Below are 13,635 nucleotides of genomic sequence, written 5' to 3' on the forward strand. Positions count from 1 at the left end.
ATGATGACGGCCTCATTTATTGCCGGTTATTTGCCTTCCAGTACGTTGGTATCCGCACTGCCCAGCCGATCTTTCTCATCTTTGCGCAGCTCAGCCACCTGTTTCGCGCTGACCTGCTCCGACGCCTTGTTGCCCCAGCTGTTGCGCACGAAGTTCACGACGTCTGCCACTTGCTGATCGTTGAGGCGCCAGCCGAATGCCGGCATGGTAATGGTCGACGGCGCACCATTCACGCCAGGCAACTGTCCGCCCACCAGCACAATGTGGATCAGCGAGGTCGGATCATCCGCCATGACGACCGGATTACCGCGCAGCGCCGGGTAGAAGCGTTTATAGCCGCTGCCATCGGTCTTATGGCACGCCGCACAGCTGTCGACGTAGGTCGCCGCACCGGTCTGGCTGTCATCGCCACGCCACAGCGCTTTTGCCGTGGCATCATCCACGCTGAACGCTGCCTGATGCGGGTCTTTTGCGCCCAGCGACTTCAGATAGCGTGCAATAGCCGTGATATCGGCCTCGCTAAGGTGCTGCAGACTGTGTTCTACCACGTCGGTCATGCCACCGAACGCGGCGGTCTGATCGTTGCGGCCATAACGCAGGAACTGACGCAGGTCCCCTTCACTCCAGCGACCCAGCCCATCGCGGTTATCGCCGCGCAGGTTGCTGGCGGTCCAGCCATCAATGGGTGCACTGCTGCCCGCCAGATAGTCGCTGCCCTCCTCGTTGGTCAGCGCCTTCTCCTGCATGGTAATGCTGCGCGGTGTGTGACAGGCCCCGCAGTGACCCAGTCCTTCAACCAGATAACGACCCCGCGCCAGCACCGGATCTTCCTGCGCTGCAGGCTGGAAGGCTTTTACATCGGGCGCAAAAATTCCGCGCCAGATCGCCAGCGGCCAGCGCATCGACAGCGGCCAGGGAATGTCGCTCTCACGGTTGGGTTGGCTGACCGGCGCAACGCCATGCATGAAGTAAGCGTAAAGCGCCTTCATGTCTTCATCGCTGACCACCGCGTAGGAGGGGAATGGCATTGCCGGATAGAGCGTATCGCCGTTCTTCGCCACGCCGTGACGCACCGCTTTCTGGAAGTCGTCGTAGCTGTATTCGCCAATGCCGGTGTCGCGATCGGGCGTGATGTTGGTGGAGTAGATGGTGCCAATCGGTGTCGCCATCGGCAGACCACCGGCAAACGCCGCGCCGCCTTTGCTGGTGTGGCAGGCCACACAGTCACTGGCACGCGCCAGATATTCACCCCGTTTAACCAGATCGTCCTGGCTGTTATCCGCCAGGGCGGCGAACGACAGGGAGCCGAGAATCAGAGCCAGAATGCCATTTTTCATCGCCATCTCCTTATGCCTGCACCAGTGGACCGGGGTTTTTCAGGTAGTGTTCGCGAATCGCTTTGGCTGACCAGTAGGTCAGCGCCGCCACCATGCCGGTCGGGTTATAACCCAGTCCCTGCGGGAAGGCGGATGCGCCTGGTACAAACACATTTGGCACGTCCCAGCTTTGCAGATAACGGTTCACCGCACTGGTTTTAGGATCGTCGCCCATGATCGCCCCGCCACTGATGTGGGTGGTCTGATACACCGTCGAGTCAAAATGGGTGCCCGGCTTTTTCGCGCCGCCGATGATCATCTTCGGATTCATCGCTTCCGCGATATTGCGCATCTTGCCAACCATAAACTGTGCCATTTTGATGTCGTTATCCTGCCAGTCAAAGGTCATGCGCAGCAGCGGCTGCCCATAGGCATCTTTGTAGTTGGGATCGAGATCGAGGTAGTTGGCGCGATAGGACTGATGTGCACCGTGCGCATCCATCGACAGATGGTGGGTGTAGGTATCCGCCACCGCCGCTTTCCATTTGCTGCCCCAGTTAGGGGTACCCGCTGGCACCGGCAGGCCAGAGATCGGTTTAGTGCCCGCCTGGTTAACCCAGAATGGCGAACCGCCGACAAAGCCCAGCGGCCCGTGATCGAAGTTATCCGCGTTGAAATCATCAACCGCTACGCCTGCACCACCCGCGCCGATAAACGGATTGGTAGTGGTGTTCTTATCAAACAGCGCCTTGAGCGTAGAAAGGTTCTGATAGGCGAAGTTGCGGCCTACGGTGCCTTCATTGGTGATCGGGTTGTACGGTTTACCAATGCCTGACAGCAGCATCAGGTGAACATTGTGGAACTGGAAAGCGGAAAGGATCACCAGATCAGCAGGCTGAACCTGCTCACGACCCTGACCATCCACATAGGTCACGCCAGTTGCGCGCGTTTTGTCATCGCTGAGATTGACCCGCAGTACATAAGAATTGTTGCGCAGCTCAAACTTCGGCTCCTGACGCAGCGCAGGCAGGATGTTGACGTTTGGCGAGGCTTTGGAATACATGTAGCAGGCGTAGCCGCTGCAGTAACCGCAGAAATTGCACGGCCCCATCTGCGCGCCATAGGTGTTGGTGTAAGGACCCGAAGTATTGGCGGACGGCAGATCGTAAGGGTGATAACCAACCGACTCGGCCGCCTGAGCAAACAGCTGTGACGAATAGGTGCGCTTCTGCGCGGGCAGCGGGAAGTTATCGGAGCGATCCGGCGCAAACGGGTTGCCGCCTTTATCTTTGCCGACCACTTTCCCCTTGATGCTCCAGGCGCTGCCGGAGGTGCCAAAGACTTTTTCTGCTTTGTCGAAAAACGGCTCCAGCTCATCGTAGCTGACGCCAAAATCCTGAATCGTCATGCCTTCCGGGATGAAGTTCTTGCCGTAGCGCTCTTCGTAATGGCTGCGCATCCGCAGTTCAACCGGATCGACACGGAAATGGACGCCGGACCAGTGCAGGCCCGCGCCGCCAGTACCGGTGCCGGGCAGAAACGCCGCCAGCTGGCGATAGGGAACGGCCGTCTGCGAGGCGTCATGACGAATGGTCACGGTGCTTTTCGACAGATCCTGGAACAGCTTTTTGCGGATGTTATAGGTCAGCTCATCAATGGACTGCGGATAAGAGCCATCAGGATAGGTGTCGCGATGCGGTCCGCGCTCCAGCGCCAGCACGTTAAGGCCCGCTTCGGTCAGCTCTTTCGCCATAATTGCGCCTGCCCAGCCGAAGCCGACAATCACTGCATCCACTTTTTTCATTTCGTTAGCCATGCTTAGCTTCTCTCCCCGCGAATCGACACTGATGGGAACGGATATCGTTCGCCGCGCTCTACCCAGTCCATAAAGTCGGCGCGTGCGCCAGGGAAGTTGATCAGCTTCCAGCCGACCATGCCCTGATTTCCGCCGTGGATGGGATCGCTGAAGAAGCCTTCGCGGGTGTTCTGCAGCAGGAAGCTGAAGAAGACTTTTGATGGCAGCTGACTGAATTCCGCGCTGCCACTCTCCATCGCCTGCAACAGGGCATCCTGCTGCTCGCCACTGAGCTGGGCGAAAACCTTGCCGTGCTGCTGCTTGCTGTAACTGTCGGCATCGGCCAGACCAAGACGGTAGATCTGCTGGGGTACCAGCGGCAGCTGATAGCCCAGCTCTTTCGGCAGATCGGGATTAAACGGTCCCTGCATATACCAGTTTGAACCCGTGGCATACGGTGTATTCATCTGACGATCAATAAACTCCGGCACGCCGGCTTCCAGCGCACCCGGCCCGCGTTCATCGCTGGGGATCAGGCGAGCTACGGCGGCAGTAATAAAGGCAAACTCTTCGGCGGTAAACCAGGCTGGCTGGTAGTCACGTGCCTGCTGTGGACCCGCCGGGGTTTCAGCCGCCTGCGCAGCGAGCGGCAGGGAGAGCGCGCCCATCGCTGTGGAACCTACCGCCATTGCAGGCGCCAGGGTAATAGTCTTCAGCAAAAAATCCCTGCGTGAATGACCCTTTTTTTGTTCTGACATGACATTGCCTCATTCCCGCTATCGTGAGCGGTATGAAAAAGTAGAGGGTTGCGTTGTAATGGTTTTTATAAGCAAATTCAGGGTGACAGATTTTTGTTACCGGTAACAAAGCACCATATTGTAACACTGCCATTCACAAAGATTTAGTTCCACGAAACAAAACCGCACAATTTCATTAACATCTATCACCGTCCTGTCATGAGCAGAAACAACAGACTACAGACAGCGACCCGCCAAAAACGTTATAACAGGCAACACACAACAGCGGAGTGCCTATGTTTAAGTCTTTTTTTCCGCGGCCAGCGCTGTTTTTCAGCTCTGCGGCTGTCTGGAGCTTAGTAGCGATTTTTGCCTGGTTCGGCTTTGCCGCACATCTGCCCGGCATGTGGCCGACTTTTGAAACGGCAATGAAACAACCTTTACCGACCACAGCGGCACGTTTTATCGCTGCGAGTCAGATCTGGTTTTATCTCTATTACTGGATCATGGTAGCCATTTTTGCCCTGGCCTGGCGGCTGATTGATGCGCATCCGTGGCAACGCTGGTCAGTATGGGGTTCCGCGCTGATTATCTTTGTCACCTGGTTTGGTGTGCAGGTGGGCGTGGCCATTAATGCCTGGTATGGTCCGTTCTATGACCTGATTCAGAAAGCCCTGACCAAAGCGGGATCGGTGCAGATTGCAGAGTTTTACCATGAGGTTATCTCTTTTCTCGGCATCGCATTAATCGCGGTGGTGATTGGCGTTCTCAACTCCTTCTTTATCAGCCACTGGGTTTTCCGCTGGCGTACCGCCATGAATAACTACTACATGCATAACTGGCAGCGTCTGCGTCATGTGGAAGGTGCCGCACAGCGTGTGCAGGAAGACACCATGCGGTTTGCAACTACGCTGGAAAACTGGGGTGTTAGTTTTATTCAGGCGATTATGACGCTGGTGGCGTTTTTACCGGTGCTGGTGGCGCTGTCACATCACGTGAAAGATATCCCGATCCTCGGCAATATCCCTTACGCGCTGGTGATTGCAGCGGTGCTCTGGTCTGTGTTCGGCACCGGCTTGCTGGCGCTGGTCGGGATTAAGCTACCGGGTCTGGAGTTCCGTAATCAGCGGGTTGAAGCTGCATACCGTAAAGAGCTGGTCTACGGCGAAGATAATGCCGATCGTGCACAGCCACAGACGGTGCAGGAGTTGTTCAGTCGGGTACGGGTTAACTACTTCCGTCTCTACTTCCACTATCTCTACTTCAACATCACCCGCATTCTTTATCTGCAAGTCGATAACGTGTTTGGTCTGTTCCTGCTGTTCCCGTCGATTGTGGCAGGCACCATCACGCTGGGCTTACTCAACCAGATCACCAACGTGTTTGATCAGGTGCGCGGTTCGTTCCAGTATCTGATCGCCTCCTGGTCAACGCTGATCGAGCTGATGTCGATCTACAAACGTCTGCGCAGCTTTGAACAGATCCTGGATGATGTGCCGCATGATGAGATGATGCGCGAGGCATCGGAAGAGGTTTAGTGGTTTAGGGGAAGACTCTTCCTCTCTGGCTGGAGAGGAAGAGGAATCACTTACAGTACAATACGCATCACGCTATCAGGATTTTTGGGCGGTTCCTTGCGCGAGCCGGGCTGTTTTACGCTGACGTACAGCACCTTACCATCCGCCGAGAGCGCCATGCTGTTAGGCAATGCCGGGGTTTTTACCGTGCGCTTCACCTTATAGCTGCTGGCGTCGATGATGCTGACTTCACCAGCTTTGCGGTGGGTAACATAAAGCTCATCACGCTGCGCATTGAACAACACCGCCAGCGATTCAGGCACATCAATCCGCTGAATTACCTGCTGATTACGCAGATCCACAACCAGCACCTGCGCCTGCTTTGAATCTGTCAGGAAAGCGCGCTGACCACCGGTATCCAGCGCAAGGTTCAGGAAGAAGTGTTCTTTATCGCCGTCAATCTTCTGCTTCTTCTCAACCGCATTTGTACGCGCATTAATCGTGACCAGTTCGCCATCGGCATTGGTGACGTAGACCTTTTGCGCATCGGCATCCACAGCCAGACCGGTGCCCATTTTGCCGGTATTCGGAATGGTGCTGACAAGCTTCATCGTGCCGCCATCCACCACCCAGACCACGCTCTGCGGTCCCAGTCCGGTGATATAAACCCGGTTAGTTTTCACATCCACCGCCACCTGGCGCGGCTGCAGCGGACGCACGGTCTCACTGCGCGGACGGCTATCCAGCACCAGCGTATTCAGTACCTTACCGCTACTGGCATCAATAGCGGTGACCGAACCGTTTACGGTATTACCAATATAAAGCACGTTGGTTTGTGGATTGATTGCTGCACCAAAGGATTTCAGCTCAGTGTTGATTGCCTGCTGTACCGCCAGCGTAGCTGGGTCGAGACGGAAAACCGTGCCGCCGTTACCGCTGCTGTTCTGCGCTGTCGCCACGAACAGCGCGTTGTCTTTCGGGCTGACCGCCAGTTCATAAACACCTTTACCCACGGACTGATTAAGATCCGCCGCCTGCGCTGCCAGCCATCCTGAGGCAGAGAACAGGGCCGTAGCCAGTAACAGCGGACGCAGAGTCCGGCGCGTAATGGTAATCGCTTTCATAACTTCTCCAGAGTTAATCCACTGCAGACGCAGTGATAAGAAAGCCCGACATTGCAACCAGAAAGGCCTGACGCACAGGCTGATTTACGTTTTTTTGAGAATGATAATTATTTATGAAGGAAAGGGACAGGATTATTCGCGGAGAAACGAAGCCAGGACGCCCGGAGGCGTCCTGTCAGCATAAGAGGGTAAAGCGTTTTATTTCAGCAGCTCAGCGGTCATGTGAACGCCGTTGTTGGTGTAAGCTTCAGTGATTTTATATGAAGCACCAGCTTCCTGCGCCTGTGCAGCAATTTTCGCTTCTGCACCATCCAGCGTAGAGTCGATGGCGGTCACAGATTGCGCGAAGCTGGCGAATGGCAGAACAGAAAGCGCGATAAAAGCTGCAAAAGTTTTGATAGATTTCATGGTCAATTCCTCGGTTAATTTTTATCAGGTAAGGCGTGCTGCCTTGTTGATAGATATATTAGTCCGGAATTTGATCAGTAAAAAGCGGAGGGTTTTGCTTATCTCTTTCAGTAAAATTGAACATAAAAAGCACGTATCGCACAGTTATCGCTCAAAAGGTTAATAACCCACTTCCATAAAAAAAGGCAGCATAATGCGCTGCCCTCAGAAGTTTAACCGTGATGCCGCACCCGCGTGAAGATGGTCAGTGCAGCCAGCAGCATCAGCACGCCACTGGCAACGAACACGCCGCCTGCTCCGCGCAGGTCAAACATCCAGCCGCCCGCAGCCGCGCCGACGGTAATCGCCAGCTGAATGGTGGCGACCAGTAACCCGCCGCCTGATTCCGCGTCATCCGGCACCGCGCGCGAAATCCAGGTTGACCAGCCGGTTGGCATCGAACCAAATGCCATGCCCCAGATTGCCACGCCTGCGCCTACCATCCAGCTGACATCGCCAAAGCTCACCAGCATCAGCGCAGTGACGCTCATTAACAGCGCCATCCCGCTCAGCGTCAGCGATACGCTGCGGGTGACCAGAAAACCCGCCAGCGAGGTACCAAAGAAGTTCGCCACGCCAAAGGCGAGCAGCGCCAGCGACAGCTGATTAAGGTTGAGCTGTGCAACGCCTTCCAGGAATGGACGCAGATAGGTGAAGAAAGCGAAGTGGCCGGTAAACATCATGATCACCGCCAGCATGCCCCAGCGCATCACGCCGATACGCAGGAGCCCCAGCACGCCGCCATTGCGGGCTTTGTTCTCTGCTGGCATGGCGGGCAGGGTAAAGAACTGCCACAGCAGCGCCACCGCACCCAGTCCGGCGGTCAGCATAAAGATGTTGCGCCAGCCCACCAGTCCACCGAGATAGCTGCCAAGTGGCGTGGCGATAATCGTCGCCAGCGAGATCCCGCTGAAGACAATAGAGAGCGCACGCGGTACCTGATCGGTGGGTACCAGACGCATGGTGATGGCCGTTGAGAGCGTCCAGAAGCCGCCAATGGCCATCCCCAGCAGCACCCGCGCCAGCAGGATCACCGTCAGGTCAGCCGCAAACGCCACCATCAGCGCCGAGGCAATCAGCAATAGCGAAAACACCAGCATAACGATGCGGCGATCGATGCGCCGCGTGACGCTGCCGGTAACCAGACTGGTAAACAGCGCCACCAGCGCGGTGATAGTGACGGTCTGTCCCGCCTGCCCTTCTGAAACGCCCAGGCTGTGGGCCATTGGCGTCAGCAGACTCACGGGTAAAAATTCGGCGGTAATCAGGCTGAACACCCCAAACGCCATAGCAAACACCGCGCCCCAGGCGGGACGGGTCGGCGAGGAAACCTCATCAGCCACTTCGGTTGTCAGACTCATGCTGCTTCTCCGGAAGATAAAAAAGTGAGTGAGAGCATAGAGTGGAGCGTCAGGACGATCTATGATGCTTACACCTTCATTTTTGATAATTCGTCTGGAATCGTATGAGCCACTATGGAGATCTGACCAGTGAACTGCTGATGGGAATGCGTCTGTATGGCGTGAACTATCAGCGTATCGCGGTAAGCGCGCCGTTCGGGCTGCATTATGAGCACGCGCCGGGGCGGGCGCAGTTTCACTTTGTCGGGCGCGGTTCACTGCTGGTACGCGGCGCCTCCGGTGAGGTGTTTCAGCTCAACAGCGGCGATGCGCTACTGGTGCCGCACGGTAAGCCGCACAGCCTGATCTCCAGTGAGGAGGCGGACTGCCAGTGTATTAAGAACATGGCGAGTAAGCCGATTTGCGACAGCGTCTGTGCGATTGCTGCACCGGAAGATGCCTGTGATGACGAGCACAGCGTGCTGCTGTTCAGCGCCTGCATGGCGTTTGAGCTTGGCGGCATGCAACCGCTGATCAACACCATGCCGGATGTGATGCTGGTGAGTACGCTGCTGTCGCAGTACCCGGAGATTCAGCCTATTCTGGCGGCGATGGAGCGGGAATCGCGGACCCGCCAGGCGGGATTTGCCGGGATTCTGTCGCGTCTGGCTGATGTGGTTGCCGCGCTGATAGTTCGCGGCTGGGTAGAGAACGGCTGCGGCCAGAGTAGCGGGCTGGTGCAGGCGATGCGCGATCCGCGTCTGAGCCAGGCGATTGCCGCGATGCATCGGGAGCCGGGCGAAAACTGGACGGTGGCGCGACTCGCCAGCGTAGCAGGCTGTTCGCGTTCGGTGTTCGCCGGACGTTTTCTCACGGCTACCGGCATGACGCCGCTGCGATATCTGACCGAATTGCGGATGCGGCTGGCGGTGCAACGGATTGTAAACAATGGCGAAGCGGTGGAAGCCGTCGCTTATCATCTCGGCTACGGCTCGATTGCGGCGTTCAGTCGCGCCTTCAAGCGGATTGTCGGGCAGTCGCCAGGCGCGCTGCGTGCCGGACGCGACGGCACGCAGGCGCTAGCCTCGTAATCGGATCTCTTAACGAAACACGCTAATCGCTTCCACCAGCCGGTTAGCCTGGTGGGTCATGCGACCTGAAGCCTCGGCGCTTTCTGTTACGCGGGCGGCGTTCTGGTGGGTGATGTCATCGAGATCTTCCACCGCTGAACTGACTTCGCTGAGCGCGGTTGCCTGTTCGGCCGTGGCGGCGCTAATCTGAGCGATCAGGGCAGTCACATTCTGTACCTGTGACACGATATCCTGCATCGTCCGGCCCGCCGCGCTGGCGTGCTCATTGCCCGACTGAACGCGGCTGGCACTGGTTTCGACCAGCATTTTGATTTCGCTGGCGGCTTTGGCGCTGCGTTGTGCAAGGCTACGGACTTCGCCTGCCACTACTGCAAAGCCTTTGCCCTGCTCACCGGCCCGTGCCGCTTCTACTGCGGCGTTCAGCGCCAGAATATTGGTCTGAAAAGCAATGCCGTCAATAACGCTGGTAATATTGGCAATCCGCTTTGAACTGTCAGCAATTTCGCCCATCATACCCATCATCTCGGTCATTACCTCACCGCCTTTACTGGCAGCCTGGCTGGTGTCAGCTGACAGGGTATTCACCTCGTTCGCCGTTTCAGTATTGCTCTTCACCGTGGCGGTCATTTCGTTCATGGTGGCTGCGGTCTGCTGTACGTTGGCGGCTGCCTGCTCGGTACGGCGGCTGAGTTCGTTGTTGCTGCGGGCAATGGCGTCGCTGGCGCTTAGCACGTTGATCGCCTGACCGCTGACATCATCCACCAGCCAGCGGAACATCAATCCGAGCTGACCGATAGCGCGCAGCGTGACGCCGACCTCATCAACGCGATCCATCTGCTCGACCTTGTGACTCGCACCGGTCGCCACGCTCAGCGCCTGTTTGCACATCCGCTCGATAGGCCGTGAAATCTGCTGCTCCAGCCACAGACTGCTCAGTGTGAGTAGCGCCGCCATGCCTGCGGCAAAGCCGGCCAGTGCTGCGTGCGTCATACCCAGCGCCCAGACGCCTGCCACCGAGAGGGGCAGTAATGCCAGCAGCGTACTGCGGATCCGCCAGCGCAGGGGCAGCGTCTTCAGAATGGAGGCGGGACGACGCCAGCCGCTGCGAACCAGCAGGCCTTTGTAAAAACGTCGCCCTCTGGCCCGGCCTTCACGAAAATCCTGATAGAGCACTTCAGTCTGACGGACTTCCTCTGCCGTGGGTTTGGTGCGCACTGACATATAACCCTGCACTTTACCGTCGCGCACCACCGGAATGGCATTGGCCCGCACCCAGTAGTGATCGCCATTTTTACGACGGTTTTTAACCAGTGCAGTCCAGGGCTCGCCCTGTTTCAGCGTCGCCCACATGTCGGCAAACGCTTCTGGCGGCATATCGGGGTGACGCACCATGTTATGCGGCTGGCCGTTAATCTCTTCGGCAGTGAATCCACTCGCTTCGATAAACGCGTCGTTGGCGTAGGTGATGTGGCTGTTGAGATCGGTGGTCGACATGAGTGTCGCATGATCGTCAAACTGATATTCACGCTGAGAGACAGGCTGGTTGTTACGCATCAAAAATCCTTGAAGACCCGACCGCCTTCACGTGACAGTCTGCGTGTCAGCGTGAAAACGGTGGGCTGAGAAATAACGATTACCTTTTTTTATGTTTTCGGCATGCTTCCTTACTCTCTTTAACGTTTCAGTTAAATTTCCGCCGCGAAAAAAGCCGCTTTGCGGCAGATTTCACATTTTCAGGTGATTATTTATCCGTTAGCCGGATTTCAGAATTCCGGCAGGCGCTCAGCTGAGGTCGACATTCCGGGTGCCAAACCACCAGGTGAGCAGGAATCCGCCGGTCCAGGCCACCATCAGTCCGGCCAGGTAGACCGCCATACCCGCGAAGATCCCCTGGCTGGAGGTCATCAGCGGCAGCGTGACCAGCCCGGACGGTCCGAATACCGTGTTCATCCCCACCGGCAGACCCAGCCACGCTACCAGCCCGATAAAGAACCCGCCCAGCGCCCCGCCACCGCAGGCAGTAATAAACGGCTTGAGGCGCGGCAGCGTGACGCCATAGATCAGCGGTTCTCCAACGCCCAGCAGGCCGGGCACAATGGCACCTTTGATCTGCGCCCGCAGCAGCGCCCCTTTTTCTGCTTTGCACCAGAGCGCCAGTGATGCGCCGACCTGCCCTGCGCCCGCCATTGCCAGAATCGGGAACAGCGAGTTAAACCCCTGCGTTTCCATCAACGCAAAGTAGACCGGAATAAAGCCCTGATGGATGCCGAACATCACCGCGATCAGGAACAACCCGGCCAGCAGCGCACAGCCAAAGGGATTGTTATTGAGATGGATAAACAGCCACGACATACCCTTAAACAGTTCACCACCCAGCGGCATGATGAGCAGATAGGTGATGGCCCCGGTAATCACCAGCGTAAACAGTGAAGTCAGGATAATATCGAGGTTGTCGGGAATGATTTTGCGCAGCTGTTTCTCAATCCACGCCCCGATAATCGCCGCCATCAGCACGCCAATAATGTTGCCGCGCGGGTCGATCGTCAGGCCAAAGAAGCTCTCCATGCCGCTGTAGTAGCCGGTGGTGGCGGTGGGCACATAGCCGAGCACAAACAGTGAAGCGATGATGGCACCATTGACGCCGCTGCCGCCAAAGGCTTTTTGCGCGTTATAGCCAATCAGGATGCTGAGAAAGGTGAACAGTCCTTTGCCGAACACTTTCATGTACGCCACGGTGTGCAGCAGCCAGGGCGCATGGTCGCCGGGCGCATTAAGGTGGAGGCTCTGTTCAATCAGCGTGGCAAAGCCCAGCAGCAGCCCCGCGCCGATAAAACCCGGAATCAGCGGGGTGAAAATAGTCGCGAAGCGCGACAGGAACTGATGCACGCCGCTGGTCTGTTTTGCCTTTAGCTGCTGCTTTTGCTGCGCCGCCCGCTGGCTAAGATCGGCTGTTTCACCCCGCGGTGCCAGCGCGGTATCGCCCTGCGCCAGCAGGCTCTGCATCCCCTCGGCGGCGCTTTGCGCTTTGCCTGGCCCCAGGACAATCTGTAACTGCGCCTCGCTGTCGATAACGCCCAGCACGCCCGGCAGGCTTTTTAATCCTGCCAGATCAGCCTGTTCCGGCTGATTTAGCGTCAGGCGGAGCCGCGTCATGCAGTGACCACAGGCCGCGATATTTTGCGGGCCACCGACCGCCTGCAGGATGTCACGCAACAGTGCTTCGGTGATTTTCGCCATTAGCGTGCTCCCGCTGCCTGCAGAGCCTGACGGATAAAGCCCTGATGCTGACAGAGCAGCGCTTTCGCCTCATCGGCGGCCAGGTCAGCCAGCACCATCAGGATCGCGGTTTTGCAGTGTCCGCCGCAGGCGGTAAGCGCAGCGCTGGCGGTCGCGTCATCACAGTCCGTGGCCTGCATGACGATGTTGACCTGGCGCTGCACCAGTTTCTGGTTGGTCGCTTCCACATCAACCATCAGGTTGCCGTAGACTTTTCCGCTGCGGATCATCGAGCCTGTGGTGAGCATGTTGAGCACCAGTTTTTGTGCCGTGCCCGCTTTCATGCGGGAGGAGCCGGTGACCACTTCCGGGCCGACCACCGGCGTGAGCGCAATCGCAGCGACCTGCGACATGGCGCTGCCGGGATTACAGGTGAGCGACACGGTAGTCGCACCAAGCTCGTTGGCGTAAGCCAGCGCACCGAGCACGTAAGGTGTGCGACCGCTGGCGGCGATACCGACCAGCACATCGTGGCGGCTGAAGTGGATATCTTTCAGATCCTGCGCGCCCTGCTCCCGGTTATCTTCGGCATTTTCGACCGCCTGGAGTATGGCGGTATGACCGCCGGCAATCAGGCCGATGACCTGCTCGCGTGGCGTACCAAAAGTAGGCGGACACTCGCTGGCATCCAGGATGCCCAGCCGCCCGGAGGTGCCCGCACCGCAATAGATTAATCGCCCACCTGCCTGGAACGCAGCGCAGATGGCGTCAACGGCGTCGGCGATCTGCGGCACGATGGCCTCTACCGCCAGCGCCACCTTTTTATCTTCATCATTAATGACGCGCAGCATCGCTTCGGTAGAGAGTTCATCGATGTTCTGGCTGGCCGGGTTGCGGCCTTCGGTGATCATCTGGCTGAGGTCGAGTTTCATGGCGGGCTCCGTTAAGGAATAAATTATTCAAATTACAAAACATCATAACGAATGATTAATTCATTGAGTGAGATCTTTTTTCAATGGATGTGGGGTGAATCATGTTGCGGGGAGTGGGCG

Annotated in this window: 11 protein-coding genes; 2 read left to right on the forward strand and 9 right to left on the reverse strand. The window is 57.3% G+C overall.

Annotated elements, in window-relative coordinates:
- Positions 1 to 26: 26 nt before the first annotated feature.
- Genes IV493_RS16390 through IV493_RS16400 form a run of 3 tightly spaced genes read right to left on the reverse strand, consistent with a single transcriptional unit; the run spans position 27 to position 3,869 of the window.
- Positions 27 to 1,337: a cytochrome c gene (locus IV493_RS16390; protein ID WP_195857455.1), complete on the reverse strand. Its 1,311-nt coding sequence runs from the start codon at positions 1,335 to 1,337 to the stop codon at positions 27 to 29.
- Positions 1,338 to 1,347: 10 nt separating this feature from the next.
- Entirely contained in the window at positions 1,348 to 3,132 is a 1,785-nt protein-coding gene (locus tag IV493_RS16395; protein ID WP_095706353.1) for a GMC family oxidoreductase, read from the reverse strand.
- A gap of 2 nt (positions 3,133 to 3,134) precedes the next feature.
- Entirely contained in the window at positions 3,135 to 3,869 is a 735-nt protein-coding gene (locus tag IV493_RS16400; protein WP_095706354.1) for a gluconate 2-dehydrogenase subunit 3 family protein, read from the reverse strand.
- Positions 3,870 to 4,144: 275 nt separating this feature from the next.
- Here IV493_RS16400 and sbmA point away from each other — a divergent pair, with 275 nt between their 5' ends.
- Positions 4,145 to 5,386 (forward strand): peptide antibiotic transporter SbmA, encoded by a 1,242-nt coding sequence (sbmA, locus tag IV493_RS16405; protein ID WP_033781572.1) that lies wholly within the window; start codon positions 4,145 to 4,147, stop codon positions 5,384 to 5,386.
- Positions 5,387 to 5,436: 50 nt separating this feature from the next.
- Here the strand turns inward: sbmA and IV493_RS16410 are convergent, their stop codons facing one another.
- The 3 genes from IV493_RS16410 to IV493_RS16420 all read right to left on the reverse strand — a co-directional run bounded on the left by IV493_RS16410 (position 5,437) and on the right by IV493_RS16420 (position 8,297).
- On the reverse strand, positions 5,437 to 6,489 hold the full coding sequence (locus tag IV493_RS16410; protein WP_195857456.1) for a YncE family protein: 1,053 nt from the start codon (positions 6,487 to 6,489) through the stop codon (positions 5,437 to 5,439).
- Between the two features lie 198 nt (positions 6,490 to 6,687).
- Positions 6,688 to 6,897: a DUF1471 domain-containing protein gene (locus IV493_RS16415; protein WP_195857457.1), complete on the reverse strand. Its 210-nt coding sequence runs from the start codon at positions 6,895 to 6,897 to the stop codon at positions 6,688 to 6,690.
- 212 nt (positions 6,898 to 7,109) lie between these two features.
- Positions 7,110 to 8,297, reverse strand: coding sequence for an MFS transporter (locus IV493_RS16420; RefSeq protein ID WP_195857458.1), 1,188 nt, complete (start codon positions 8,295 to 8,297; stop codon positions 7,110 to 7,112).
- 104 nt (positions 8,298 to 8,401) lie between these two features.
- On the opposite strand from IV493_RS16420, the gene IV493_RS16425 reads away from it, so the two are divergent.
- Entirely contained in the window at positions 8,402 to 9,367 is a 966-nt protein-coding gene (locus IV493_RS16425) for an AraC family transcriptional regulator (protein WP_013359813.1), read from the forward strand.
- 9 nt (positions 9,368 to 9,376) lie between these two features.
- On the opposite strand, the gene IV493_RS16430 is transcribed toward IV493_RS16425, so the two are convergent.
- The 3 genes from IV493_RS16430 to murQ all read right to left on the reverse strand — a co-directional run bounded on the left by IV493_RS16430 (position 9,377) and on the right by murQ (position 13,515).
- On the reverse strand, positions 9,377 to 10,921 hold the full coding sequence (locus IV493_RS16430; protein ID WP_195857459.1) for a PAS domain-containing methyl-accepting chemotaxis protein: 1,545 nt from the start codon (positions 10,919 to 10,921) through the stop codon (positions 9,377 to 9,379).
- A 228-nt stretch (positions 10,922 to 11,149) separates the two neighbouring features.
- A complete protein-coding gene (gene murP, locus IV493_RS16435) occupies positions 11,150 to 12,604 on the reverse strand; it encodes a PTS N-acetylmuramic acid transporter subunit IIBC (protein ID WP_195857460.1) in 1,455 nt (484 codons plus the stop codon).
- Entirely contained in the window at positions 12,604 to 13,515 is a 912-nt protein-coding gene (gene murQ, locus IV493_RS16440) for an N-acetylmuramic acid 6-phosphate etherase (RefSeq protein WP_195857461.1), read from the reverse strand. Before murQ ends, murP begins: the two co-directional genes overlap by 1 nt.
- Between the last annotated feature and the right edge of the window lie 120 nt (positions 13,516 to 13,635).

It is taken from the genome of Pantoea sp. SM3640 (assembly GCF_015654165.1).
GTDB lineage: Bacteria > Pseudomonadota > Gammaproteobacteria > Enterobacterales > Enterobacteriaceae > Pantoea > Pantoea vagans.